The sequence below is a fragment of the Cellulomonas sp. P4_A2 genome, assembly GCF_056402515.1.
In genome coordinates this window covers 96,325-121,154 of the sequence record NZ_JBFUHG010000003.1, presented here as the reverse complement: position 1 = coordinate 121,154, position 24,830 = coordinate 96,325, and the positions used below count along the sequence as shown (strand labels likewise).

Annotated in this window: 20 protein-coding genes and 1 tRNA gene; 7 read left to right on the top strand and 14 right to left on the bottom strand. The window is 72.7% G+C overall.

The annotated features are described in order from the left end of the window. The first annotated feature begins 144 nt into the window (after positions 1–144). The gene (locus AC1DUE_RS04515; RefSeq protein ID WP_477038200.1) at positions 145–1,179 is read left to right on the top strand and encodes a DUF4349 domain-containing protein; all 1,035 of its coding nucleotides are present in this window, start codon (positions 145–147) and stop codon (positions 1,177–1,179) included. 46 nt (positions 1,180–1,225) lie between these two features. Here the strand turns inward: AC1DUE_RS04515 and AC1DUE_RS04510 are convergent, their stop codons facing one another. Next, positions 1,226–2,596: a pyridoxal phosphate-dependent decarboxylase family protein gene (locus tag AC1DUE_RS04510; protein WP_477038199.1), complete on the bottom strand. Its 1,371-nt coding sequence runs from the start codon at positions 2,594–2,596 to the stop codon at positions 1,226–1,228. Between the two features lie 179 nt (positions 2,597–2,775). Between AC1DUE_RS04510 and AC1DUE_RS04505 the strand changes: the two genes are divergently transcribed. Beyond that, positions 2,776–3,792, top strand: a complete 1,017-nt coding sequence (locus AC1DUE_RS04505) for a hypothetical protein (RefSeq protein ID WP_477038198.1) — start codon at positions 2,776–2,778, stop codon at positions 3,790–3,792. Between the two features lie 4 nt (positions 3,793–3,796). On the opposite strand, the gene AC1DUE_RS04500 is transcribed toward AC1DUE_RS04505, so the two are convergent. Further along, positions 3,797–5,935 (bottom strand): glycoside hydrolase family 3 N-terminal domain-containing protein, encoded by a 2,139-nt coding sequence (locus AC1DUE_RS04500; RefSeq protein WP_477038197.1) that lies wholly within the window; start codon positions 5,933–5,935, stop codon positions 3,797–3,799. 126 nt (positions 5,936–6,061) lie between these two features. Between AC1DUE_RS04500 and AC1DUE_RS04495 the strand changes: the two genes are divergently transcribed. Further along, complete coding sequence (locus AC1DUE_RS04495; RefSeq protein WP_477038196.1) at positions 6,062–7,579, top strand: glycosyltransferase 87 family protein; 1,518 nt, start codon at positions 6,062–6,064, stop codon at positions 7,577–7,579. A 6-nt stretch (positions 7,580–7,585) separates the two neighbouring features. On the opposite strand, the gene AC1DUE_RS04490 is transcribed toward AC1DUE_RS04495, so the two are convergent. Then, entirely contained in the window at positions 7,586–8,041 is a 456-nt protein-coding gene (locus AC1DUE_RS04490; RefSeq protein WP_477038195.1) for a DUF5658 family protein, read from the bottom strand. A 150-nt stretch (positions 8,042–8,191) separates the two neighbouring features. Then, positions 8,192–8,809 (bottom strand): TetR/AcrR family transcriptional regulator, encoded by a 618-nt coding sequence (locus AC1DUE_RS04485; RefSeq protein ID WP_477038194.1) that lies wholly within the window; start codon positions 8,807–8,809, stop codon positions 8,192–8,194. 121 nt (positions 8,810–8,930) lie between these two features. Between AC1DUE_RS04485 and AC1DUE_RS04480 the strand changes: the two genes are divergently transcribed. After that, a complete protein-coding gene (locus AC1DUE_RS04480; RefSeq protein WP_477038193.1) occupies positions 8,931–10,397 on the top strand; it encodes an MFS transporter in 1,467 nt (488 codons plus the stop codon). Between the two features lie 81 nt (positions 10,398–10,478). Here AC1DUE_RS04480 and AC1DUE_RS04475 read toward each other — a convergent pair whose 3' ends face one another. The 3 genes from AC1DUE_RS04475 to AC1DUE_RS04465 all read right to left on the bottom strand — a co-directional run bounded on the left by AC1DUE_RS04475 (position 10,479) and on the right by AC1DUE_RS04465 (position 13,226). Continuing rightward, positions 10,479–10,961, bottom strand: coding sequence for a hypothetical protein (locus AC1DUE_RS04475; protein ID WP_477038192.1), 483 nt, complete (start codon positions 10,959–10,961; stop codon positions 10,479–10,481). Positions 10,962–10,979: 18 nt separating this feature from the next. After that, complete coding sequence (locus AC1DUE_RS04470) at positions 10,980–12,014, bottom strand: hypothetical protein (protein ID WP_477038191.1); 1,035 nt, start codon at positions 12,012–12,014, stop codon at positions 10,980–10,982. Positions 12,015–12,245: 231 nt separating this feature from the next. Next, positions 12,246–13,226: a helix-turn-helix transcriptional regulator gene (locus tag AC1DUE_RS04465; protein WP_477038190.1), complete on the bottom strand. Its 981-nt coding sequence runs from the start codon at positions 13,224–13,226 to the stop codon at positions 12,246–12,248. 59 nt (positions 13,227–13,285) lie between these two features. Here AC1DUE_RS04465 and AC1DUE_RS04460 point away from each other — a divergent pair, with 59 nt between their 5' ends. Continuing rightward, positions 13,286–13,903, top strand: a complete 618-nt coding sequence (locus tag AC1DUE_RS04460; protein ID WP_477038189.1) for a class I SAM-dependent methyltransferase — start codon at positions 13,286–13,288, stop codon at positions 13,901–13,903. Between the two features lie 4 nt (positions 13,904–13,907). On the opposite strand, the gene AC1DUE_RS04455 is transcribed toward AC1DUE_RS04460, so the two are convergent. From AC1DUE_RS04455 to AC1DUE_RS04440, 4 genes are all read right to left on the bottom strand, one after another. Continuing rightward, a complete protein-coding gene (locus tag AC1DUE_RS04455) occupies positions 13,908–14,219 on the bottom strand; it encodes a hypothetical protein (protein WP_477038188.1) in 312 nt (103 codons plus the stop codon). Between the two features lie 127 nt (positions 14,220–14,346). Then, positions 14,347–14,544 (bottom strand): hypothetical protein, encoded by a 198-nt coding sequence (locus AC1DUE_RS04450; protein WP_477038187.1) that lies wholly within the window; start codon positions 14,542–14,544, stop codon positions 14,347–14,349. Positions 14,545–14,681: 137 nt separating this feature from the next. Continuing rightward, a complete protein-coding gene (locus AC1DUE_RS04445) occupies positions 14,682–16,598 on the bottom strand; it encodes an alpha-amylase family protein (RefSeq protein WP_477038186.1) in 1,917 nt (638 codons plus the stop codon). An 84-nt stretch (positions 16,599–16,682) separates the two neighbouring features. Next, on the bottom strand, positions 16,683–18,038 hold the full coding sequence (locus tag AC1DUE_RS04440; RefSeq protein ID WP_477038185.1) for an ABC transporter substrate-binding protein: 1,356 nt from the start codon (positions 18,036–18,038) through the stop codon (positions 16,683–16,685). Between the two features lie 367 nt (positions 18,039–18,405). Here AC1DUE_RS04440 and ligD point away from each other — a divergent pair, with 367 nt between their 5' ends. Beyond that, entirely contained in the window at positions 18,406–19,371 is a 966-nt protein-coding gene (gene ligD / locus AC1DUE_RS04435) for a non-homologous end-joining DNA ligase (RefSeq protein ID WP_477038184.1), read from the top strand. Between the two features lie 59 nt (positions 19,372–19,430). Here ligD and AC1DUE_RS04430 read toward each other — a convergent pair. From AC1DUE_RS04430 to AC1DUE_RS04420, 3 genes are all read right to left on the bottom strand, one after another. Further along, positions 19,431–19,504 (bottom strand) — tRNA-Met (locus AC1DUE_RS04430). A 424-nt stretch (positions 19,505–19,928) separates the two neighbouring features. Next, a complete protein-coding gene (locus AC1DUE_RS04425; RefSeq protein ID WP_456824895.1) occupies positions 19,929–20,648 on the bottom strand; it encodes an alpha/beta fold hydrolase in 720 nt (239 codons plus the stop codon). Positions 20,649–20,799: 151 nt separating this feature from the next. Then, positions 20,800–21,369 (bottom strand): TetR/AcrR family transcriptional regulator, encoded by a 570-nt coding sequence (locus AC1DUE_RS04420; RefSeq protein ID WP_477038183.1) that lies wholly within the window; start codon positions 21,367–21,369, stop codon positions 20,800–20,802. A 195-nt stretch (positions 21,370–21,564) separates the two neighbouring features. Here AC1DUE_RS04420 and AC1DUE_RS04415 point away from each other — a divergent pair, with 195 nt between their 5' ends. After that, the gene (locus AC1DUE_RS04415; RefSeq protein WP_477038182.1) at positions 21,565–24,819 is read left to right on the top strand and encodes an ATP-binding protein; all 3,255 of its coding nucleotides are present in this window, start codon (positions 21,565–21,567) and stop codon (positions 24,817–24,819) included. Positions 24,820–24,830: the final 11 nt, after the last annotated feature.

The window sequence follows — 24,830 nt, the reverse complement described above, 5'->3', positions numbered from 1 at the left end:
CCGTACGCCGTTCGTGCAGGTCGGACGCGCGTCCAGCATCTGAAGCGCCACGGCGCGGTCACGATCAGGCCACTTCGGGGGGTCGGCGGTCACGATTGACACCGCACCGAACCATGACGATTGCGACTCCCCTACGTTCGCGCCATGAAGCCCACGACGAGTCACCGAAGCCGATCCACCGCCCACCGCGGCGCCGTCCTCGCAACCGGCGTCGTCCTGTCCCTGAGCGCCCTGCTCGCCGGCTGCAGCGCCGGCGAGACGAGCGGCAGCACCGACGGCTCCGTGCAGGACGCAGTCGGCGGGGACCCCGCCGGCCCGGTCGAGGCGGCGCCCCCAGCCGACGTCGGCACCGACTCCGGCACCGACGCGACGGCCACGAACGTCGACGACGGACGCCAGGTCATCCAGACCGGCGACATCGCGATGACCGTGGACGAGCCGCAGGACGCCGCCCAGGCGATCGTCACGCTCACCGACGAGCAGGGCGGGCGCACCGACAGCCGCACCGAGAAGGCGGCGACCGAGGACAGCGTGGCCACCGCCGAGCTCACGATCCGGATCCCGTCCACGTCGGTGAACGGGATCGTCGTCGAGCTGCGCAAGCTCGGCACGGTCGACACGATCGAGCTGGGCACCGAGGACGTGACGAGCGCAGCCGAGGACCTCGACGCGCGCATCGCCGGTCTGGAGCTGTCCGTCGCCCGCATGTCCGACCTGCTCAGCAAGGCCCAGTCCAACGCCGAGATCGTCCAGGCGGAGGCGGCGCTGACCGAGCGGCAGACGGAGCTCGAGCAGCTCAAGAGCCAGCGGGCGCGGCTGGCCGAGCAGGTCTCCCTCTCGACGCTGACCATCTCGCTGCACGGCCCCGCGGTCGCGCCTCCGCCCGTCGAGGAGGAGGTCGTCGCGGAACCGGGACCGGACTCGTTCCTCGACGGCCTGTCCGCCGGTTGGGGCTCGTTCGTCGAGGTCCTCGGGGGCATCGCGATCGTGCTCGGGGTCCTGCTGCCGTGGCTCGTCGCCGGTGGCCTGATCACCTGGGGCGCCGTCGTCCTCTACCGGCGCTACCAGCGGCGCCACCCGCAGCCGGAGCCCGGCCCGATCGAGCACGAGCGGATCCCGGTCGGCGTCGGTGCGGGTCAGCCGCCGCAGGCGCCGCCCGCGCACAACCCGTACGAGTAGGGGGAAGCAGGCAGCAGCAGCAGCGGCGGGCGGGGCGCCACGGCGCTCAGCCCGCCGCGGCCACGGCTCGACGCACCGCCTCCACCGACCGGGCGACGTCCTCCTCGTCGGTCGACCAGTTGCTCACCGACACCCGCACGATGTCGCGGCCCTGCCAGTGCGACCCGGACATCCAGGTGCCGCCGTCGGCGATCAACGCCTCCCCCACCCGTCGGGTCCGCTCGTCGGAACCGAACGCGACGCTGACCTGCGTGAACACCACGTCGTTGACGATCTCGACTCCCTCGATCGTGGCCAGCCCGTCGGCGATCTGCCGGGCCCGCAGGACCAGCCGGTCGACCAGGTCCTCGACCCCCGACCGCCCGAGCGACCGCAGCGTCGCCCACACCGGCACCCCGCGCGCCCGTCGCGACAGCTCGGGCACCTTGTCGTGCGGGTCGCCCTCGCCCGCGAACGCCGCGAAGTACTCGGCCTGCATGCCGAAGGCGCGCCGCAGGGGCTCACGCCGGGCGACGACGGCGACGCCGCAGTCGTAGGGCACGTTGAGCGTCTTGTGCGCGTCCGTGGCCCAGGAGTCGGCGCCCGCGAGCCCGTCGGTCAGGTGCCGCAGGCGCGGCGACGCGGCCGCCCAGAGACCGAACGCGCCGTCGACGTGCACCCAGGCGCCGTGCGCGTGGGCGACCTCGATCGCCTCGGCCATCGGGTCGAACGCCCCGGAGTGCAGGTTGCCCGCCTGCAGGCACACGATCGTCGGACCGTCGACGGCGGCCAGCGCCTCCGCGAGCGCGTCGACCACCAGACGCCCCTGGGCGTCGGCCGCCACGGTCTGCGGCACGCCCAGTCCGAGGTAGCGCAACGCCAGGTCGAGCGTCCCGTGCCGTTCCTCGCCGACGACCACCCGGACGCGTGGCCCGCCCGCCAGCCCATCCCGGTTCAGGTCCCAGCCGGCCTCGGAGAGCACGTGCTGGCGTGCGGCGGCCAGCCCGGTGAAGTTCGCCATCGTCGCGCCGGTCACGAACCCCACGTCCGCGGTGGCCGGCAGCCCGAGCAGGTCGAGCAGCCACGTCGCCGCCGCGTCCTCGACGGCCACGGTGCCCGGCGTCGCGTACCGCATCGCGGTGTTCTGGTCCCAGGCGCTCGTGAGCCAGTCGGCAGCGAGCGCGGCCGGGTGCGAGCCGCCGATCACCCACCCGAAGAACCGCCCCGACGGCATGCCCATCAGCCCGGGCTCGATCTGCGCGGCCAGCTCGTCGACGACGAGCGCCGGGTCGGTGGGACCGTCGGGGAGCGGGCCGCCGAACGCGAGGTTGCGCTCCCTGGGGTGCACGGGCCGGTCGTGCAGCGAGGTGATCCACTCGCGGGTGTGCTCCGTCGCGCGCTCGAGCGCCGGCTCGAACTGCGGCCACCGTGCCGTCATGCCCCCACCCTGCCACCACGAACGACTGACGCCCACCAGCCGCATTCGTCCGGGTGCGTCCTGCTGCGGTGCCGATTTGTCCGCCCGCGGGTCACTCCAACGGCCCGAGCGCCCCGTCTGTCACAGCGCATAGCGTCGGTGTGACGACTGGACGCCCACGACGACGCGAGGAGGTGGACGTGAACCAGGTGGCCAAGAACCCGCAGTGGCGGGACGCCGAGCACTTCGCCGAGCGTCACGCCCGCACGGTCCTGGCGTTCGTCGACGTCCGCGTGAACCTCGACCCCCAGACCCAGCCGGACAACGCGATCGACCTGATCGGCTACGACTTCTCGGGCCGGGTCGAGCACGGGCGCAGCCCGGTCGAGCGGGCGGAGATCGAGCGCCTGCGGTCCGCAGCGGGGTCGACCGTCGCCGTCTTCTACTCGCGGTCGGGGTTCGCCAAGGTCGCGATCCTCTACGCCGAGGAGCACCACGTCGCCCTGTTCGGGTATACCGACTCCGGGTACGCGTCCCCGATGAACCAGTGCGCCACCGACCTCGTGCTCAAGGCCCAGGCCGAGAGCACCCGACAGGTGCGGACCGCCAGCGAGATCGTGTCGCGGCACGCCACCGCGGCCCGGCAGGAGGCCGAGCGGCGCGAGCGCGCGGCCCTCGCCGACGCGCTGCGCGCCGAGAGCGAGGCCCGGGAGGCGGCCGAGCGGCAGCGGATCAACCGCGCGCGGCACGAGACCCTGCTCGGCCGGACCGTCGCGCTGCTCCTGCTGATCCAGGTCCGGCCCGGCGCGCTGCGGGAGACGGTCGAGCACCTGGCCCAGTCGACGATCGTCAGCGCGGTCGCGGTCGCGGCGGGTCAGATGTCGCTCAGCGAGCGGCCGCACGCGATCGCGCTGGTCCGTGCCCTGTTCGACGACGCCGCGGCCGCCCTCGAGGTCATGACGCCGGCCACGTCGCGCGACACCACGAACTACTGGGCGTCCAAGCAGGCGATCGAGCGTGGTCTCGACGCCCTCGACGCCGCCGACGGTCTGGGCAGCGTGGGCCACGTGGGGCCCGACGACGTGTCGGCCCAGCTGCGGCAGGCCGAGCGCTGCTGGCGGGCGGTGGCCGACGAGCTCGAGCGCCGCGTGCCGGCCCCGACGCACAACGGCGTGCCGGAACCCCGCCGCGCGCGGCACCTGACCACCACCCGCTGAGCGCTCACCCCAGGGCGAACGACACGGGCTCCCCGCTCGCGGAGTCCGGCGCGATCCACAGCGCGAACGCGCCCGGGTCCACCCGGAAGCGGCCGTCGGGGCCGTAGTAGCCGAGCGCGTCCGCGTCGATCGTGAACCGGACCGTCTGCGAGGCCCCCGGTGCCAGCTCGACGACCGCCCAGTCGACGAGCTCCTTGACCGGTCGCGTGACGGCGGCGACCTCGTCGCGCACGTAGACCTGCACGACCTCGGTGCACGCCCGGTCGCCGGTGTTGGTCACGACGACCGACGCGGCGACCGACGACCCCGCCGACACGGTGACGTCCGCGTACTCGACCTGGCCGTAGGTGAGCCCGAACCCGAACGGGTACAGCGGCGAGGAGAGGCTGTCCTGGTAGCGACCGGTCGTCCGGTCCTGCGCCGGCTCGATGGGCCGGCCCGTCGAGCGGTGGTTGTAGACGAGCGGCTGCTGGCCGGTCGACCGCGGCAGCGTGATCGGGAGGCGCCCGCGCGGACCGGCCGCGCCGAAGAGCACGTCGGCGATAGCGTTCCCGCCCTCCGAGCCCGGGTGCCACGCGTACAGGACCGCGTCGGCGTGCTCGGCGAGCCACGGGATCGCGAGCGCGCGTCCGCCGAGCACCACGACCACGAGCCGGACGCCGACCGCCTTGATCGCCTGCAGCGTCTCCAGCTGGCCGACCGGCAGGTCGAGCGTGGTGACCGAGTTGGCCTCGCCCGAGCGCACCGGGTGCTCGCCGACGAAGGCGACGACCGTCGAGACCTCGCGGGCGGCGGCCAGCACCTGGTCGCTGTGCGTCCACGGCACCGACCGGGCGCCCGACCCCGTGTGCGGCGCCAGCCCGGCGGCGATCGTCACCACCTCGTCCGCGCGGCCGTCGAGCGTCCAGGTCCCGAACAGCGCGTCGGTGGCGTCGAGCAGCGGTCCCGTGAACAGGACGGCCTCCTCCGAGCCCGCCGTCAGCGGGAGGATCCCGTCGTTCTTCAGCAGCACGAGCGATGACGCCGCGGTCTGCCGCGCGGCGGCGCGGTGCTCGTCGGAACCCGCGACCTGCGCCTCGCGACCCTCGTCGGTGTACGGGTGCTCGAAGACTCCGCAGCGGAACTTCAGCGTGAGCACCCGGCGCACGGCGTCGTCGAGGAGGTCCGTCGGGACCACGCCGTCAGACACCAGCTGCTCGAGGTGCGCGGCGTAGGACCCCGACACCATGTCCATGTCGACGCCCGCCTCGAGGCCCTGGCGCGCGGCGTCGGCGGCGTCCGCCGCGACCCGGTGCTGCACGATCTCGCCGACGCCGTCCCAGTCGCTGACGATCGCGCCGTCGAACCCCCACTCGTCCTTGAGGATCTCGCGCAGGTACCGCTTGTTCGCGTGCACCGGGACGCCGTCGATGTCGTTGAAGCTCGACATCACCGTGGCGACGCCGGCGCGCACGCACTCATGGAACGGACGCAGCTGGAGGTTGCGCAGGCTGGTCTCCCCCGCGGTCACCGAGCCGTAGTCGCGCCCGCCCTCGGCCAGGCCGTAGCCGACGAAGTGCTTCGCGCAGGCCGCGATCGCGTCGGGCGCCGACAGGTCGTCCGTCTGCAGGCCACGCACCATCGCCGCCGCGAGCCGGCCCGCGAGGACCGGGTCCTCCCCCAGGCTCTCCGCGACCCGGCCCCAGCGGTGGTCGCCGGTGATGTCCATCATGGGCGTGAAGGTCCAGCCGATCCCGACCGCGCTCGCCTCCACGGCGGCCACCCGGGCGCCATGCTGCACCAGCCCGGCGTCCCAGGTCGCGGCCTGCCCGAGCGGGATGGGGAGCACGGTCCGGTGCCCGTGGATCACGTCGCGGGCCAGGAGCAGCGGGATGCCCAGCCGGGACTCCTCGACCGCGAGGCGCTGCACGTCGTTGACCGCGCGCACCGCGACGCCCTCGTCGCGGATGTTGCCCGCGGTCGCGCCGCTGGCCGACAGCGACGTTCCGATCCGCCCGGCGCGCAGGTCGTCGGCGTCGTCCACCGCGCTGATGTTGGCGGGCTGGTGCAGCTGCCCCACCTTCTCTGCGAGGGTCATCCGGGCGAGCAGCAGCTCGGCGCGTTCCGCAGCGGTGCGGGTGGCGTCCAGCCAGGCCTTGTCCATCGGAAGCGTTCCCTCTCGTCGGCGAGGGCATCACCCTATTCGGCCGCGATACCCGGCCGACGCAGGCGGGGTGCGAGAATCGGGGTGCAACGACGCGCCCCTCGACCCGAACCCTGGAGCCTTGCGTTGGCCGTCGACCTGAGCACCCGCCCCGCCGCGACACCCGCGGTGCGCTTCGTGCTCCCCCGGCGCACGCTCGGCTGGCTGGTCGCCGCCGGCGCCGGCGTCGTCGCGTTCGTCGTCCGCTGGATCGTGTGCGGCGGCGGTCCTGGGGTCCGCGGGTACCACGGGTACGACGACGGCGTGTACTTCGCGTCCGCGGTCGCGCTCGTGCACGGCGAGCTGCCCTACCGCGACTTCCTCTTCCTGCACCCACCCGGCATCACGCTCGCGCTGACCCCGTTCGCCGCGCTGACGCACCTGGTGAGCGACTCGGACGCCCTGGTCGCGGCACGGGTCGGCTTCATGGTGGTCGGCGCGGTGAGCGCGGTCCTGGTCACCCGGATCGCCTGGCGGTGGGGCACCGCCGCCGCGGTCGTCGGCGGGCTGCTCTACGCCGTCGCCGCCCCGGCCGCCTACGCCGACCGGCTCACGCTGCTCGAGCCCCTGGGCACCGTCACCCTGCTCGGCGGCGTGCTGCTGCTCCTGCGCTCGGCCGACGTCGGCGCGCGCACCTGGTGGACGTGGGCCGGCGGCGCGGTGCTGGGGCTGGGCGTGGTCGTGAAGATCTGGGACGTCGTGCCCGTGCTCGTCGTGCTGCTCTGGCAGCTCGTGGTGCGCGGCTGGCGACCAGCCCTGCGCGCGACGCTCGCGGCCGGCGCCGCCGTCGTCGTCGCGATCCTGCCCTTTGTGCTGACGGGCGGCTCGCAGATGTTCCGCTACGTCGTGCTCGACCAGCTGGGTCGCCCGCGGGACGGGCGTCCGACCACCGACCGGCTGCTGGGCATGACGGGCGTGAACGTCACCAACCTGACGCTCGACGAGTCGCACCGCCACCTGCTCCTGGTCTTCGCCTGCACGGCCGTCGTCGCGGCGGCGGTCCTCGCCTGGCGCGGCCGCCGCGGTCGCCTGTGGGTCGTCATGCTCGCCGCCCAGGGCGCCGTGCTGCTGCTGTCGCCGTCGTACCTGCCGCACTACGCCGCCTACACGGCGCCGGCGCTCGTGCTCGTCGTCGCGGCGGGTGTCGCGGCGCTCCCCGACCGCACGCGCGTCCCCATCGCGGTGCTGGGCTGTGTCTCGCTCGGTCTGACGATGGGCGCCTTCCGGGAGTCGCCGCTCGTCGACTTCCCGGCCGCGCAGATGTCCGCCCAGCTGCCCGCCGGCTGCGTGCAGGCGGATGCGCCCACGGCGCTCGCGCTCCTCGACGTGCTCTCGCGCAACCTCGACCAGGGCTGCGACGTCGCCGTCGACCTGTCGGGCCAGACGTTCGACGCGGGCCACACCGACGGGAGCGGCTCGCCCGTGGAGCGGATCGACAACGCGCAGTGGCAGCGCGCCGCCCGCGAGTACCTCATGTCCGGCGAGGCGATGGTCCTGGCGCGCACGCGTGGGAACTACTTCGACACCGAGACGCTCGACGCCCTGGACCGGTGGCCCACGGTGGTCGACTCGCGCGGGATCCAGCTGCGGCTGCCCCCGGGCTGAGGCCGGTCAGGTCGTGAAGACCGTTCCCAGGACCACGAGGTTCGAGAACGTCACGACGAGCTTCACGGCGCCGACGCTCGCCACCGCGAGCCAGATGAACCACGTGTAGCGGGACGTCGGCCGGTTGGCCAGGACGAGGAAGACGAGCACCAGCGGGATGGTCACGACCAGCATGAACACGGGGACCGAGCCGACGAACGCCTGACCGGCTGCCGACACGGGGTTCCCCTCGTGGATGCCCTCGACGTGCGGGAGCGTCGAGGTCGTCAGGGCGTCGCCGATCGCCCCCAGCATGGCCAGGACCGCGACCGCGCGGCACCAGCTGCTCCGACGCCACGCCGGCAGCGTGCCCTCGAACCAGTCCACGGAGTCCGCGAGCTGGTCGGAGATCGTGGCCGGTGCGGGCTGCTGGGACCGGTCGGCGGTGGCCGTCGCCGCGGAGCCGGACGTCAGCACGCTCATCGGAGGCTCACCTGCGCCTCCGTCGCCACCCTGCCTCTGTCCCGCTGCACAGTGACGACTATCGACTGGGTGTTAGCACCTGTGAGCGGAACGCGTGGCCGTTCACCCGTCCGTGCAGGGGCGCCGACCCACGATGATCACCGAACCTCGTCAGCCGGCTGCGCCGTACCTGAGCCCGTCGAGCAGGAGACGCAGCACCCGTCGCGTCCTCTCGGGGTCCTGGGCGTCCGCGGTCGCCGAGCAGACCCCGCTCACCGCGCGCAGCACGTCCATGGTCTCGACGTCGGTGCGGACGACACCGGCGTCCTGGGCGGTGACGAGGAGCACGTCGCCCGCCGCCTTGAGCCGCGCATGGACGTCGGCGAAGATCGCCGAGGCGTCGTCGCCGAGCGCGCCGCGAAGCGCTGTCGCGAGGCCCTTCTTCCGGCCGACATATGTCACGAAGCCGAGGATCCAGGCTTCCAGCGCCTCACCGGGCGGGAGCGTGGCGGCGAGGCGTGGCGCCTCGGAGCACAGCTCGTCGACGCTGCGCCGGTAGACCTGCTCGATGAGCACCGTCCGGTTGGGGAAGTGCCGGTAGAGGGTTCCGACCCCGACGCCCGCGCGGCGGGCGACCTCCTCGAGCGAGGCGTCGGTGCCCTCGTCGCCGAACAGCTCGGCGGCCGCCTCCAGGATCTTGTCGCGGTTGCGCGCGGCGTCCGCGCGCAGGGGCCGCACCGCGGCGTCCGGCTGGGCCGTCGGCTCGGTCGCCGTACCGGACTGCCCCACGTTCCACCCCTGTTCGCATGTTCGTCGTCGTCAGCTGTTGCCTAAACGGAGGCAGCCTCCGTATAGTTCCTCTAAGTGGAGGCTCCTTCCACTTATCCCATCGTACGTCGCGGAGGTCCGCGTGTCTGCCCCATCTCCCGTTGCCCGAGTCGCCTCGTCGCGACTCGTGCTCGCCGCCATCCTCACCACCCAGCTGATGCTCGTCCTCGACGCCACGATCGTGAACGTCGCCCTGCCCGACATCCGCACCGACCTCGGGTTCACGCCGACCGGCCTGTCCTGGGTCATGAACGCCTACACGCTCGCGTTCGGCGGCCTGCTGCTGCTCGGCGCCCGCGCCGGCGACATCCTCGGCCGGCGCCGCGTCCTCATCGGCGGTGTCGCACTGTTCACGCTCGCCTCGCTCGTCGGCGGGTTCGCCCAGTCCCCCACCGAGCTGCTCGTCGCCCGCGCGGTCCAGGGCGCCGGCGCGGCGTTCGCCGCTCCGTCCGGGCTCGCGCTGCTCATGGCCCGCTTCCCCGAGGGGCGCGAGCGCACGCGTGCCATCGGCTACTACTCGGCCGTCTCGATCGGCGGCTCGGCCCTCGGCCTGATCGCCGGCGGCATGCTCACCCAGTGGGTGTCGTGGCGCTGGGTGTTCTTCGTCAACGTGCCGATCGGCATCGCCCTGATCGTGCTCGCCCGCGTCGTCCTGCCCGAGACGCCCCGGCACCCCGGCCGCTTCGACCTCCTCGGCGCCGCGACCTCGACCCTCGGCATGACGTCGCTGGTCTACGGGTTCGTCCGCGCCGCGAGCTCGGGCTGGAGCGACCCCGGCACGATCCTCGCGTTCACGGCCGGAGTCCTGCTGCTGGCGGCGTTCATCATGGTCGAGCTGCGCGCGCCGGCCCCGATCACGCCCCTGCGGCTGTTCGCGGACCGCACGCGGTCCTCGTCCTACGTCGCCCGCCTGCTGCTCGTCGCCGGGATGATGGGCATGTTCTTCTTCCTGACCCAGTTCCTGCAGGAGATCCTCGGCTACTCGCCGCTCGCGACGGGCTTCGCGTTCCTGCCGCTGACCGTCGTGCTCTTCGTCGCGTCCCGCGTCAGCGCGTCGCTGGTGTCCCGGCTCGGCGTCCGGCCGCTGATGGTGGGCGGCCTCGCGCTGTCCACCACGGGCCTGCTGATCCTGTCCCAGATCTCGGCGGACAGCTCCTACTGGGCCGTCCTCGTGCCGCTCGTCCTGTTCGGTGCCGGCAACGGGCTCGCGTTCGTCCCGCTGACGTCGCTCGGGCTGGCCGGCGTCGCGCCGAAGGACGCCGGTGCGGCCTCCGGGCTCGTCAACGTCAGCCAGCAGGTGGGTGGCTCGCTCGGGCTGGCGATCCTGGTGACGGTCGCCTCGTCGGCCGCACGGGGCGCGACCCCCACGGGCAGCACCGCGACCCAGATCGCGCAGCACGCGTTCGTCGTCGGCGCCGACCGGGCGTTCTTCGTCGCGGCGATGTTCATCGCGGCGACCATGGTGCTCCTCGCCGTCATGGTGCGGACGCCCAAGGCTCCGGCCGTCGAGACGCAGCTCGAGCGCGACCTCGAGCTCGCTCTGGACTGACCCCGCCGGTCCGGCTGCTCGACGAGAGCGGCAGCTCGCCACCTTCGCGTGGCGGGCTGCCGCTCTCGTCGTCCAGGGTCGTCAGCGGCGCCCGGGCACGGCCAGCCGACGCACCACCGTGCTCGGACCGCGGGCCGTGCCGTGCGCGTTCCACGCCTCGGTCAGCCTCTCGGCGACGACCTCGACGCGCGAACGACCACCCAGACGACGCGCGGCGCCGGGCTGCACGGCCCACGCGCCCACGAACCGCCCGGCGTCGAGGATCACGTTCACGCGGGTGCTCGGCACGATCGTGACGACGGCCGCCCAGGGCACCCAGGTCTCGTGCAGCACGTTGCGGACATAGATGCCGGTCGTGCGGGCCTCGACGACCGGCAGCAGGGACCCGAGGACGCTGAACGCCGCCAGGATCACGCCGAGCACGACGTAGACCGCCGACCCGCGCGACGCCCCGACCCCGATCATGAGCAGCCCGAGCGCGACGCCGAGCCAGCCGGCCACCAGGGTGCTCGCCGACATCCGCTCCCGCCAGAGCTGCTCACCGTCTCGGAAGGTCTGGGTCACGGTCTCGTATCTACACCCTCAGGGCAGGTAGCCGCCGATCATTGCGTCCACCCACGCCTGCTTGTCGGCGCTCGAGCAGTCCGACGTGTAGTGCGTCCACGACGCACCGAACCGCCGGGCCACGCAGTCGGCGGCCCTCTCCTGCGGGCGGTCCCCGAACGCGGGGGCCATGCGGTCGCCCAGCTCGCCCCACGACAGGCCGTACGCCGCGGCGAGCCGCCCCTGGTAGATGTGGGCGATCTCGTGCCGGACCACGTCCTGCGTCTTACCGGGGTTCCCGGCGAGCGCTGAGCCGTTGACCATGATGTACGAGGTGTTGCCGGACCACACCGCGCCGAGGTGGCCGGCGAGGTCCGGGTCGTCCCAGTGGATCGAGACCCCGGCGTTGCCTGGAAGCGCGCGCAGCGCGGCCTCCCCCACCTCCTGCACGGTCCCGCCACCCTGAGCTGACGGCGGCGCGGGAACCCGGCTCCTGCTCTGGTGGCTCACGGGAGTGACGGAGTTGCGCGCGGCGGCCTCAGCAGCGCGCCGTGCCTGCTCGGCGTTCCACGCCACCTCGGCAGCCGTGACCTCCCCGGTCAGCCGCGACACCTCGCCGGTCGCGACGACCACGCGCGAGTAGACGGTCTCGGGCGCGGCGAGTGCGCCGACCGCCGACTCGAGCTCGGCGCGGTGCGCGTCGTCGACCTTTCCGGCCGAGCTGGCCAGAGCGGCGGCCGCGTCGGCGAGCGCGACGTCCCGATTCCCGGCGACGGCGGCGCGCTCGGCCTCGATCGACTCCAGCCGCGTGCGGACCGCGCCGTCACGGGCCGTGTCGAGGAAGGCCAGCTCGGTGCGCCAGTCGGCGGACAGGGCGTGCACCTGGTGCGCGACCTGCCGCTGGTGCTCGACCAGCTCGGCATGCCGACGCGCCTGGACGCCCGCGCTGGCAACGAGCCCGGTGGTCCACGCGACGAGGACGACGACCAGCGCGACGAGGACGACGTGGCCGTTGACGCGACGAAGATCGGCCAGGGTGATGCGCGGGACACGGGGCAGATCGAGTGTCGACAAGGGAAGCGCCTCTCCGGGGGAACACGCTTTCCTTCGGCAGGTCGGGGCTTCCAATGAAGGTCATAGGCACCTATGACCAACAAATGTTGTGGAGATCACTCGTCTGGGTGGTAGAACCTCAGCCATACGGATGACGTTCTCGGGCGATGCCTATCGTGCCTGCTCAGTGCGGCGCAAGGCCAGGACCGGCCGCTGCTGACCGACCTGACTGTCCCCCAGATGACCGTGCTCTCAGTCATAGGCTTTGTCAACGGCCTCCGCGTCCGTCGCCGCGATCAGGCGCTCCCCGACGGACCGCACCACCGCACGCAGCTCCGGGCCACCCCTAACCTGGAAGGGGACCGGGATGCCCGTGAGCCGGCCTGCGTACCAGGGCGGGTCGCTCGTGCTGCCCACGAGACGGCACGACGAGCCGTCGACCGGTTCGATCCGGCCGAGATCTCGCGGCAGCCAGCGGGCCGCTCGGTGCGCCGGGGCCTCGACGACCACGTCGACCGCGTACTCCCAGCCGACCGCCAGGTGCTCCTCGAGCTCCGCGACGGGGTCGAGGTCCGCAGGCGGCTCGAACGTCTCGGCGAGCACCTCGACACCGCCGACCCGGTCCACCCGGTACGCGCGCCGCGCATCCGCGGCCGGCGAGTGGCACAGCAGGTACCAGCGGCCGTGCCGGACGACGACCGCCCACGGCTCGACCTCGGGCTGCCAGGCGTTCCCGCCCTCCGAGCGGTACGTCAGCCGGACCCTGGTCCGCGCCGAGCACGCCTGCACCAGCGCGGTCGCGATCGTCGGGTCCGGACGCGCCGCCGCACGGTCGGGCGCGGGTGCCGCGACCTCGCGCACGGCCCGCACGGGGGCCGCGACGGACTCGGGCAGCGATCGAACGATCTTGCCGAGCGCGGTCCCCACCGGCTGCGTCGGGTCGTCGGCCTCGTGGTGCCCGTCGAGCACGGCCATCACCAGCGCCAGGGCCTCCGAGGCGGTGAAGACGAGCGGCGGCGGTCGCAGGCCGCGTCCCACCCGGTAGCCGCCGTACGGCCCGCGCGTCGAGACGATCGGGATGTCGGCCTCCCGCAGGGTCGCGACGTAGCGCCGGGCCGCCCGCGGCGAGACGCCGAGCCGGTCGGCGATCCGGTCCGCGCTGATCCCGGGGCTCGCCTGGATGAGCTCGAGTGCGGTCAACGCTCGCGCCGTGGGGTTCTGGTCCTCGCTCACCATCCCTGCCTTCCGGACGCTTCCCGTCCGGAACCACCCTAGAACGTAGGGTTGTCGACGTGACGAGCCGCGACGACCGGCTGCGCGGCTCCTGGGACCGCCGCGCCAGCGCGTACGACAGACGCATGAGCACGGCCGAGCGGAAGTGGTTCGGCGCCGCCCGTCCGTGGCTGTGCCGACGAGCCACCGGCCGCACGCTGGAGGTCGCGGTCGGCACCGGGCTGAACCTGCCCCACTACCCTGCCGGTCTGGACCTCACGGGGATCGAGTGGAGCCCGTCGATGCTCGCGGTCGCGGTGCGGCGGGCCGCCGACCTCGGCATCACCGCGGACCTGCGGCAGGCAGACGCGCGCGACCTTCCCTTCGCGGAGGCCTCGTTCGACACGGTCCTCATGACGTTCTCGCTGTGCAGCATCCCCGACGAACGTCGTGCGGTCGACGAGCTGGCCCGCGTGCTCCGGCCGGGCGGGCTGCTGCTCCTCGCGGACCACGTGGAGTCGTCGAGCTGGGCCGTGCGGTCGTTGCAGAGGCTCGTCGACGTGGTGTCGGTGCCGCTCCAGGGCGAGCGCTTCTGCCACCGGCCGCTGCGCCAGGTGGAGTCCCTCGGGTTCACGCTCGAGGCGCACGAGCGGCGGGCTCTCGGCATGGTCGAGCAGCTGGCCGCCCGTCGGCCGTGACTGCTCAGGCGAGCCGGAACAGCGCGGGGCCGACCACGCGCACGCGACGCACCTCGAGGCCTTCGTAGAACCGTCGGCCCACGCACTGCATGGACCAGGCGTGCTCGCGGCACAGCTCCTCGGACGACCACACCTGCGCGTAGCCCCACCCGGGTGCGTCCAGCCGCGCACCGTTGACCTCGCCCATGACGGACACGAAGCGTTCGTCGGCCGAGCCGTCGAGCGGCACGGGTCCGATGGGGTGCACGACGGCCCAGACGATCGACCCCACGACCGGGTCCCCGAGCCTGATACCCGCGGGTGCCGTTGTGCTCATGAACCGAGTCTCGCCGCCTGCGGCGAACACCAGACGGACGTCGTCGGAACGCTGGTGGAAGGTCCGGCGCACGGCCCCGGCCGGGAGCTCGCCGCAACGAGCTCGCTGACCCGGACGCGTCAGGTGCCTACGCCTCGCCGCGCTCGACCGTGCGGCTGCGCCGGAAGTCGTCGGCGATCTGCTGCGCCTGGGCGCTGATCAGCTGGACGTAGTCGGAGAGCAGCGTCTCGACGAGCTCCGGCCGGGCGCCCGCCTCGGACGCCCCCTTCCAGAGCCGTTTGGCCGCAGCGATGTCGGCGTTCGACACTTCCACGCGCAGGTCCATGACCCGAGCATCGCCCACCGCAAGCGCTGTGACCATCGTCCCGGAGCAGCCTCACCCGGAGGTTCCACCGTTGGTGTCTGGAGTCAGCGCGAGCGGCCGAACACCCCTGACCACGGTCACCGGCGGGTGTGTCTGGCTCAGGTCAGCCAGACCGCCCGCCAGGGCGCCAGCCATAGCGCGCCGTCGTCGCCGAGCTCCACGTTCGTGCCGGTCAGCGCGTCGCGGGCGTTCACGAGCCCGTGCTCGCGCAGCCGGGAACTGACCACCGGCCGCCAGTCGCCCGTGACGTTGTAGGCGGCGAGCATCGGCCCGAGCGGGTGCCGACGCACGATCGTCAGCACCCCGGGGTCGTCGGGCTCGAGGACCTCGCTCGCGACCGAGGCGTGCAGGTGCGGCAGCGACGCCCGCACGCGGGCGAGGTGCCGCAGGCCGCCGTACACCCGCGCCTCGACGGTGCCGGGGTCGTCCAGCCGCGCGACGACCGCCGGGTCGAGCCGCGGTCGGTGCGCCCAGCGGTTGTCGTCGGCGTGCCCGGCCTCCGACGCCCAGTGCGGGTCGTTCGGCAGCCCCAGCTCGTCGCCGGACCACAGCACCGGGACGCCGCCCCAGCCCATCACCACGGCGTGCGCCAGGAGCAGGCGGGCGATCGCGGCGTCGGTCCCGTGGCCGGTGTCCCGGGCGGTCTCGAGGCCGACGAGGCTCGCCGCGGTGCCGCTGATCCGGCGGTCGCCCGTGGCGGCGTTGTGCTGGAACACCAGCCCGCGGGCGTCGGAGCCGGGGAACGACCCGGCGTACCAGTCCGAGAGGAACTGGCGGTGCAGGTAGCCGTCCAGGCCGACCGCCCACGCGTCGGCGTCGTCGATCGCCCAGCCGATGTCGTCGTGGCACCGCAGGTACGTGACCCACGCGGTCGTGGTCGGGGTCGGCGGGAGCGCGCGCAGGGCGCGGGAGGCGAGACGGGTGTCCCTCGAGGCGAGCATCGACCACACGTGGACCATGAGGGCGTTGTGGTACGCCAGGTCGCTGACCTTGCCGTGGTGGACGCCCGTGCCCAGGTAGCGCACCAGGTCCCCGGGCCCGACGATCGCCTCGGCCTTGAACACCACCGCGGGGCACGCGATCCGCGCCACCGCCCGCATCGCCTGCGTGATCGCGTGCACCTCGGGCTCGTTCTGGCACGTCGTGCCCATCCGCTTCCACAGGAACGCGATCGCGTCCAGCCGGAACACCTCGACGCCCTGGTTGGCCAGGAACAGCACGACGTCCACGAGCTCCGCGAACACCCGCGGGTTCGACCAGTCGAGGTCCCACTGCCACGCGTTGAAGGTGGTCCAGACCCAGCCCGCCACGTCGTCGTCCCACGTGAAGCTGCCCGGTGCGAAGTCCGGGAACACCTCCGGCAGGGTGCGCTCGAACGCGTCCGGGACGGCGCGGTCGGGGTAGACGTGGAAGTACTCGCGGTAGTGCTGCTCCCCCGCCCGTGCCCGGCGCGCCCACTCGTGCTCGCGCGCCACGTGGTTGAGCACGAGGTCGAGCACCAGGCTGATGCCGGCGCGCCGCAGGTCGGTGGCCAGGGCCCGCAGGTCATCCATCGTGCCCAGGTCCGGACGCACCGTCCGGTAGTCGGCGACCGCGTAGCCGCCGTCGTTGTCGCCGTCGCGCGGCAGCAGCAGCGGCATGAGGTGCAGGTACGTCACGCCGAGCTCGCGCAGGTAGTCCACCGAGCCACGCACCCCGTCCAGGTCGTCCGCGAAACGCTCGGCGTAGGTGGCGTAGCCCAGCATCTGCGGCTGCTGGAACCAGTCGGGCGCCAGGGTGCGCTGCTGGTCGAGGCGGTGCAGCTCGGGGTCGCGCTCGGCGTAGGCGCGGGCCGCCGACCCGACGAGGTCGACCAGGAGCGCCTGGCCGGCCTCGCCCGGGTAGACCGTCTCGACGCCGTCCCGCAGATCGGGCCACCAGCGTTCGAGCCGCAGCTCGAACAGCTCTGCGCGGGCCGCATCGAGGTCTGCGAGCGCAGCAGCGGCGGCAGCCCTGACGTCCGCGGGCGGAACCATGTCAGCTCCTTGCCGGCCAGGAGGTGACTGGCCGCGACAGGTCCATTGTCACCAGACCCGACGACGTTCAGCGCGGCGAACGCCTCACTCCTCCGGCGCGGTCACCGTGGTCATCGACGCGATCCACCCGTCGGCGTCCGTCTCGTCGACGACGAAGTCCTCCATCGGGCGCTGCAGACGGGACGTGCGGTCCGACGAGACGACGCCGTCCCACGAGCTCTGGAACACCGGTGCCTTGCTCATCAGGTCGACCACGAACCCCAGGTAGCCCTTCTCGGCGTCGTCGATCTGCGGGTCCGCCTGGATCACGGCGAGCGCGTTGGTGGTGGCGGGCAGGTTGCCGAGCGCCAGCTGGTCCGTGACGAACTCGTCGCTGTAGAGCTGCGCCAGGAACTGCGCGATCGCCGCCGAGTACGTGGTCTGTGCACTCACGTTGTAGAAGCCCCCGGTGCCGCCCGTGATCGCACCGGGCTCCCCACCCGCGTCCGCGAGGTCGGGGAAGGCGGTCCAGCCCAGGTTCGTCGCGACGAACTCCGGGTCCGCCGACTTCAGCCACTCGTAGTTCCGGCTGCCCATGAGCTCGTACGCGGACGTCCCCTGGACCATCAGCCGGGCCGTGCCGGCGGCACCCGCGCCCTCCGTGTCGAACACCGGCCCGAATGCACCCGAGTCCCGCAGGTCGGCGAGGTCGCTCAGCGCCGCGCGGCTGGCGTCGCTGCTCCAGACGCTCGCGTCGCCGCCCAGCCCCGCCGCGACGGCGGCGCTGCCGGCGTGCCGGGCGTACAGGTACTGGAACCACAGCTGCGTCGGCCACAGGTCGCGGCCCGCCAGCGCGATCGGCAGGTGCCCCGAGTCCGTCAGCGGCTGGACCTGCGCCAGGAGGTCCTCCCAGGTGGTGGCGGGCTCGACGCCGGCGTCGGCCAGGACCGCCTTGTTGTAGAAGAGGAACGCTGGCTCCACGCCCCGCACGGGGATCCCGTAGGCGCTGCCGCCGATGACCTCCTTCTCGAAGACCGTCGCGAGGAACGAGTCCTTGAGCGCGGGGTTCTCGGTGACGAGCTGGTCCAGCGGCAGGACCAGACCCTGCTCGACCAGCGCCTGGATGTCGCGGGCACCCCCGCTCATGAAGACGTCGGGCGCGGCCGTGCTGCCCAGCCGCGACCGGACGTACGCCTGGTACTGCGAGCTGTTGTCGGCCACCTTGTCGAGAACGGCTTTGACGTCGGACGTCTCGTTGAACCGTGCGACGGCCGCCTCCTCCGCCGCGACCGAGCCGTCGTTCAGGACCGCGATGTGGAACTCGTGGTCACGCTCGGGCACGCCGCCCGCACCGCCGCAGCCCGCCAGGGCGAGCGCGACCAGCGACGCGACGGCGACGCCCGCAGCCCGCTGCCGGGACCGCCCACGGACATGCCCGTTCCACCGTCGACTCGCGCGCATCAGAACTCCTTGTGAGGGGGCTCCGCCCGCGCGCGGAGAGACAGGTTCCGGATCAGCGATGGCCGACCGTCGATGGTCGACCGGACCTCGTCGTCCGGCAATGAGAACGAGGTGAGATTAGGACGCCGGAATCGTGAGCACAAGACATTCACTTACAGCGCAGTAAGCGAATCACCACGGGGGAACAGGAGGGGTCAGGTTCCGACACGAATCGACGGCGAAACGCGAGTGTTGGCGAGGGATGTGCCGATTTGCCCGGCAGGATTTTCCACCCGGTCCGATCTCGGGACCGACCGGACGGCCAGCCCCTCCTCTGTTCGTGCTTCGCGCTGCCGACGTGCAGGCACGCGGCGCGCTTGAATGAGCCATGGCCCCGGAACACTCACCCGCCGTCGAGCTCGAGGTCGGGTCCCGCACCGTGCGGCTCTCCAACCCCGATCGCGTCTACTTCCCCGCCAGCGGCGCCACCAAGCTCGACCTCGCGAACTACTACCTCGCCGTCGGTGACGGGATCGTGCGTGCGCTGCGGGATCGCCCCTGCATGCTGCATCGCTACCCGACGGGCGTCGCCGGGGAGAAGGTGCACCAGAAGCGGCTGCCGCGAGGCGCTCCACCGTGGATGGAGACGGTGGAGGTCTACTTCCCGCGCTACGGCCGCACCGCCGACGAGCTGTGCGTGACCGAGCTGGCCCACGTGATCTGGGCGGTGCAGATGTCGACCGTCGAGTTCCACCCGTGGAACAGCCGTCGGGCCGACACCGAACGCCCCGACGAGTGGCGCATCGACCTGGACCCGATGCCGGACTGCCCCTTCGACCGGGTACGACGGGTGGCGCACGTGGCGCACGAGGTCCTGGACGAGCTGGGCGCAGTCGGCTGGCCGAAGACCTCCGGGGGCTCCGGCCTGCACGTCTACGTCCGGATCGCGCCGGAGCACGGGTTCGCGGACGTACGACGAGCAGCGCTCGCCTTCGCGCGGGAGGTCGAACGCCGTGCACCGGACGACGTCACGACCACGTGGTGGCGGCGCGACCGGGATCCGTCGCTCGTGTTCGTCGACTACAACCAGAACGCGCGCGACCACACCATCGCCTCGGCCTACTCGGTGCGCGGCACCCCCGACGCCACCGTGTCGACGCCCCTGCGCTGGGACGAGATCGACGACGTCGATCCCCGCGACTGCACCCTGCGCACGGTCCCCGCACGTTTTGCCGAGCTCGGCGACCTCCATGCCGGCATCGACGATGCGGTGTTCGACCTGGCGCCCCTGCTGGACTGGGCCGAGCGCGACGAACGCGAGGGGGTCCCGGAGCCCCCGGAGGACGAGGGGTGAGCCGACCTCCGTCGAACGACGATGGCCCGGACCATCCGGTCCGGGCCTTCGTCATCGTGTAGCGAGGGCAGGATGTGAACCTGCGACCTCTGGGTGATGAGCCCAGCCGGCTACCGAGCTGCTCCACCCCGCGTCGGTAGTCCACCGCGATGATCGCCACACGCCGGTGCCCCCTCAGGTACCCGGTGGAGACGTGCTGGAGGTTGCCACGGAAGTCCGCCCAGCCGACCGTGTGCGCGTCCCGCACCGAGACGAAGCGCGGCGGGGCCCCGCGGAACTGGACGTAGGGCCATCCGGTCTGGCTGACCGTCGCGAGGTACAAGCCGTCCATCCGGGCCGGGAAAGCAGCCTCTCGTTGACCCAACGGGTCGGCGCCCGCAGGCACCCGTCGCCCTTGACCGCACCCGGTCGTAGAACTCGTCGCTGCCGTAGTGCTGCTGGTCCTCGCGGACGTCATCAGTGAGGCGATGCACCCGTACTGCCTTCTCACGTCGGCTCCCTGTCGTCCGGGTCGTGCGGGCGTCCGCGCTCCCGCCGCGACGGCTGCCGAGAGGAGGTCAGGCGGTCACGGAGGCGAGAGCCTCGCGGATGACCTCGACGACCTCCTTGGGGTGGGAGAGCATCAGCAGGTGGGACGAGTCGATCTCGGAGACCTTCATCCCCGCACGCTCGTAGCCGAACCGCTCGACGTCGGGGTTGATCACGGTGTCCGAGGAGGCCACCACGCCCCAGGCGGGCTTGGTCTTCCAGGCGGCGACGCTGGCCGGCTGCGCGAACGCGACCGCAGCCAGCGGGCGCTGCGAGACGGCCAGCACGCGGGCGAGGTCGGGGTCGACGTCGGGCGCGAAGATCTCCGGGAACCTGGCGACGTCGACGAAGACGTCGGTGCCGGGCTCGTCGGAGCCGTCGACGGGGAACGTGGCGTAGGCGAGGGCCCCCGCGAGCGGTGACTCCGGGAAGCGTCCCTGCAGCTCACCGAGGCTCTCCCCCTCGTCCAGCGCGTAGCCGGCGAGGTAGACCAGTCCGACGACGTTGTCCTCGACACCGGCCACGGTGATCACCGCGCCCCCGTAGGAGTGCCCGACGAGGACGACGGGGCCGTCGATCTGGCGCACGACGGAGGCGATGTACGCGGCGTCACCGACCAGGCCGCGGTTCGGACCGGCCGGGACCACGACCTTCGTGCCGTCGTCGAGCAGCTCGGCGACGACGCGGGCGTAGCTGGAGGCATCGGCGAAGGCTCCGTGGACCAGGACCACGGTGGGTGTGACTGACATGGCTTCTCCTCGGATCGCACCGCCGACGGGACGGGTCTGCTCGCGGCGGTAGACGGCTGTTCGGATCGCTCCCTGTGCCGCCGACGCTAGAGAGCCGGTGTGGAGAAGAAGTGACGAACGAGTGGACCGCCGTCCGCGGGACCGGCGGACGTCAGTCCTTCAGCACCGCAGCCTCGACCCGTTCGAGGATCCACCGTCTCGTGCGGTCCACTCCCCACCCGAAGGTCTCGACGGCGAGGACGAACTGGGCGTGCCGGAAGTGGAAGAAGATGATGCGCGCCGCATCGTCCACCGACAGACCATCGGCCAGGTCACCGACGTCCTCGATCCCCTGGACGATCACGGCCAACGCCTCGTGATGACGCTGATCGGCGATGCCGACGAAGTCCGCTGCCGGCGGAGCGCTCGCGGCCGCCCGGGTGACGATGCGGATGATGTCGTCGTCCGCGGCGTAGAGCTCGACGTAGCCGTCGGCGAGCGTCGTCAGCTTGGCATGTCCCGTGGTGGCCGCCGCACAGTCGGCGATGATGCGGGTCACCAGGTCGCTCCGGGTCCACATGTCCATCAGCGTCCGGAGCAGACCCTCCTTGCCGCCGCACTGGGCGTACACGGTGGCGGCGGAGACCCGCGCCTCGCGGGCGATCGACGGGACCGTGGTCTGCTCGTAGCCGTTCGCGGCGAAGAGCTTGCGGGCCGCCTCCACGACGCTCTGCCGGGTCATCTCGGCGTACTCGTCGCGCCGGCTGGGTGGTCGTGACTCGCCTGGCACCGTCGGTGGTCCCGTCCCTCGGTCGTGAGATCTGGCTAGAGAGGTACTCCAGCGCCTAGATTATCTGTCGAGCAACCGCACGAGCGCTCCAACTCGCACCACGCCACTCAGACGACCAGAGGCGGAGCCGGCGGACAGGAGACGGACATGAGCGTGACGCTCGTGCACGAGGGCCCCGACCGGGTCGGGCCACCGGAGCTCACGCAGCCGTTGCGCCTGCAGGTGCTCGGTCCGCTCCGGCTGTGGCGAGGCACCACCGAGCTCGACGCCGGACCGCGCCAGCAGAGCTATCTGCTGGCGCTGCTCCTCGCTCGGGGCGGCCGTCCCACCGGCGCCGCGGAGCTGATCGACCTGATCTGGGGCGAGGGCGCGCCCGCGAGCGCGTTGAACGTGATCCACAAGCACATCGGTTCGCTGCGGCGTCTCCTGGAACCCGACCTCCCGTCCCGCGACGCGGGCACCTACCTGGTGCGCCGGGGCGCCGGCTACCTGTGCGCGGCAGGAGCGGACGTCCTCGACCTCGCGGCGTTCCGCCATCTCACCGGCGCTGCACGATCAGCCCTCGCCGCAGCCGACGGGACGACGGCACTCGACCAACTCGTCGAGGCGCTCGGTCTGTGGAGCGGCCCGGCGGGCGACGGGTGGGCGCACGGGCCTGCGGCCGCGTCGATCTTCGCCGGCCTCGACGACGAGTTCTTCCGGGCCTGTGTCGACGCCACAGGGGTCGCGCTGTCCCACGGTTGCCCCGAACGGGTCCTGCCCGCATTGCACCTCGCCGCCACGATGGCGCCTCTGCACGAGCCGGTGCAGTCGTGCCTGATGGACCTGCTGGGCGCTGCGGGCCTCCAGGCCGAGGCGCTCGCCGTGTTCGACACGGTGCGCAGCCGCCTGGTGAACGACCTCGGCATCGATCCTGGAGCTTCGCTCGCGGCCGCGCACCACCGGGTGCTCGCGCAGACACGATCGTCGACCTCCGCCACGCAGCCTGCCCCGCCCTCGGGCACTGCGGCTGGGGACACGGGCGTCCCGGGACGACTTGTCGGCCGCTCGGACGAGATCGCGACGTTGCGCCACGCGCTCGAACCGACCTTCGCCGCGAGAACAGCAGTCGTGCTCCTCGAGGGTGAGCCCGGGGCCGGGAAGAGCCGCCTCCTGGAGGAGGTCGCCTGCCACGCTGCGGCACGTGGCGCTCTCGTCGTGCGGGGCCACTGTCTGGAGGGCGAGGGGACCCCCACGATGTGGCCGTGGATCGAGGTGGTGACCGGCCTCGTCGACGCCATGGCGCCGGACCGGCGCGAACGATGGCTCTCGCGCGATCTCGGCCACCTCGTCGGCACCGACGCGGCCTCGTGGCCGACGCTCCCGATCCCTGACAGCAGCGCCCGGTTCCGCCTGCAGGAGCAGCTGGTCGACCTCATCGCGGAGTCGGCCCGGGAACGACCCGTGGTGATGGTGATCGACGACCTCCAGTGGGCCGACCCCAGCTCTCTGCAGGTGCTCGAGCACGTCATCGCCCGGCTCCCTGCCGGCAGCGCCGCCGTCGGTGCATCTCGCGACTCCTGCCCCTCGCCCAGCCCCGACCTGTCCCACACGCTCGCCGCAGCCAGCCGCGCGCCCGGACACCGCCGGGTCAGGGTGGGGCCTCTGAGTCCGCCCGAGGTCGCCGAGCTGGTCCAGCTCGAGACCGGCGTCGTCCCGACCACGGAGATCGCCACGCTGGTGCACAGCCGCACGGGGGGCAACCCCTTCTTCGTGCAGGAGCTGGGCCGGCTGTGGACGGCCGGCGAGGCGGCGTCCAGGCCGGCGGTGCTGAGCACCGGTGTGCCCCTGACGGTCCGCGACGTCGTCCGCGACCGCCTCGGCGCACTCGACCACGATGCGCAGGAGCTCCTGGAGGTCGCAGCGCTGGTCGGCCGGGACGTCGAGATCGCCGTGCTCGCCCGGGCAGCATCTCTGGACGTGTCAGCCAGCCTCGGACGCCTCGAGCCCGTGCGCGCCCTCGGCCTGATCGGCCCGAACCCGGGAGATCCGTACAGCTACCGCTTCGTCCACGACCTCGTGCGGCAGGCCGTGTCCGAGGCGATCCCACCGGGCCGCGCCGCCGCGCTCCACGGACGGATCGCCGATGCCCTCGAGGGCGCCGGGCTCGGCGGAGAGTCCGTCGCCGAGAGGGTCGCCCACCACCTGTGGGCGGCAGGTCCCCTGGGCGATGCGGCCCGGACGGTCGACGCCCTGATCCGCGCCGGAGCCCGGGCCAAGGAGAAGACCGCTCTGGGCGCGGCAGAGCGTCAGCTCAGATCTGCCGTGGAGCTCGCGCGCCGATCGTCCCTGCTCGAGCTGGAGCTCGAGGCGCTCTCGCAGCTGATCGCCGTCGTCGGCATGCGCTCGATGTACGGCCGGACGTCGGTGAGCCTGCTGGAGCGGGCGGAGCAGGTGGCCCGGGGCCTCGTTCGCGAGCGGGATGCCGCCGGGTTCCTCTTCTCACGCTGGACCGCGCACGGCCAGGGCCTCGAGCTGGAGACCAGCGGCCCCCTCGCTCGTCGGCTGCTCACGCAGGGCACGGCGTCCGACGACCTGGTCGTCCGCATCTACGGGCAGGCCGCCTGGGGGATCCACCAATGGCACCTGGGCAACGTCGGAGAGTCGTTCCGTACCCTCAGCGCGATGCACTCCGACGGCCGGTCCGAGGAACGCGCGGCAGACCCCGACCCGGTCCGGGACGGTCTGCAGCTCCTCACCGCCGGCACGTTCGCCGAGATCTCCGCGTACCACGGGGACGCCGCACAGGCGCGAGTGCTCCACGACCGGCTCGAGACAGCGGCCGGTGACGACCCCTACGCGGTCACCGTCGCCACCACCATGGCGGCACGGACCGCCGCAGTCGTCGGTGATCCCGAGTGGGCACTCGGCCGCAGCGAGCGTGGGATCGCGGTCGACCCGCACTTCTCCTTCGTCTTCCTCGGGACCTACCTACGGCTGGCCCGGTGCTGGGCGATGGCGATGAGCGGGCGCGACCCGGGGCCGGCGTCGGACGAGGCGGAACGACTGATCCTGGTGAACCTGTCGAACCCGGTTCGCTCGTGCGTCTCGACCTGGTACGCGCTGCTCGCCGAGATGCGCATCGCCGCGGGGTCGCTGTCCGCCGCGTCCGCGGCCCTCGATCGTGCCGACGACTGCCTGGAACGCTACGGCCAACGCTCGGCAGAAGGGCTCGTGGTCCTGGTGAGGGCGCAGCTGGCTGCGGCCGCCGGCGACCATCTCGGCGCCGTCCGCCTGGCCGAGCGTGCCCGGGCGGTCGCGCTCGGCCGGGGCGCGCACCTGTTCGCGAGTCGGGCCGAGCTGCTGCTGAGCTCGCTCCAGGTCTCGCCGGTTCCCCGAGCGGTCTCAGCGGTGCATCGCTGAGCAGGGAGATC

Coding starts and splice junctions, on each gene's coding strand:
- AC1DUE_RS04515 (WP_477038200.1), top strand. CDS start 145: ATGAAGCCCACGACGAGTCACCGAAGCCGATCCACCGCCCACCGCGGC.
- AC1DUE_RS04510 (WP_477038199.1), bottom strand. CDS start 2,596: ATGACGGCACGGTGGCCGCAGTTCGAGCCGGCGCTCGAGCGCGCGACG.
- AC1DUE_RS04500 (WP_477038197.1), bottom strand. CDS start 5,935: ATGGACAAGGCCTGGCTGGACGCCACCCGCACCGCTGCGGAACGCGCC.
- AC1DUE_RS04490 (WP_477038195.1), bottom strand. CDS start 8,041: ATGAGCGTGCTGACGTCCGGCTCCGCGGCGACGGCCACCGCCGACCGG.
- AC1DUE_RS04455 (WP_477038188.1), bottom strand. CDS start 14,219: ATGAGCACAACGGCACCCGCGGGTATCAGGCTCGGGGACCCGGTCGTG.
- AC1DUE_RS04450 (WP_477038187.1), bottom strand. CDS start 14,544: ATGGACCTGCGCGTGGAAGTGTCGAACGCCGACATCGCTGCGGCCAAA.
- AC1DUE_RS04445 (WP_477038186.1), bottom strand. CDS start 16,598: ATGGTTCCGCCCGCGGACGTCAGGGCTGCCGCCGCTGCTGCGCTCGCA.
- AC1DUE_RS04440 (WP_477038185.1), bottom strand. CDS start 18,038: ATGCGCGCGAGTCGACGGTGGAACGGGCATGTCCGTGGGCGGTCCCGG.
- ligD (WP_477038184.1), top strand. CDS start 18,406: ATGGCCCCGGAACACTCACCCGCCGTCGAGCTCGAGGTCGGGTCCCGC.
- AC1DUE_RS04425 (WP_456824895.1), bottom strand. CDS start 20,648: ATGTCAGTCACACCCACCGTGGTCCTGGTCCACGGAGCCTTCGCCGAT.
- AC1DUE_RS04420 (WP_477038183.1), bottom strand. CDS start 21,369: ATGACCCGGCAGAGCGTCGTGGAGGCGGCCCGCAAGCTCTTCGCCGCG.
- AC1DUE_RS04415 (WP_477038182.1), top strand. CDS start 21,565: ATGAGCGTGACGCTCGTGCACGAGGGCCCCGACCGGGTCGGGCCACCG.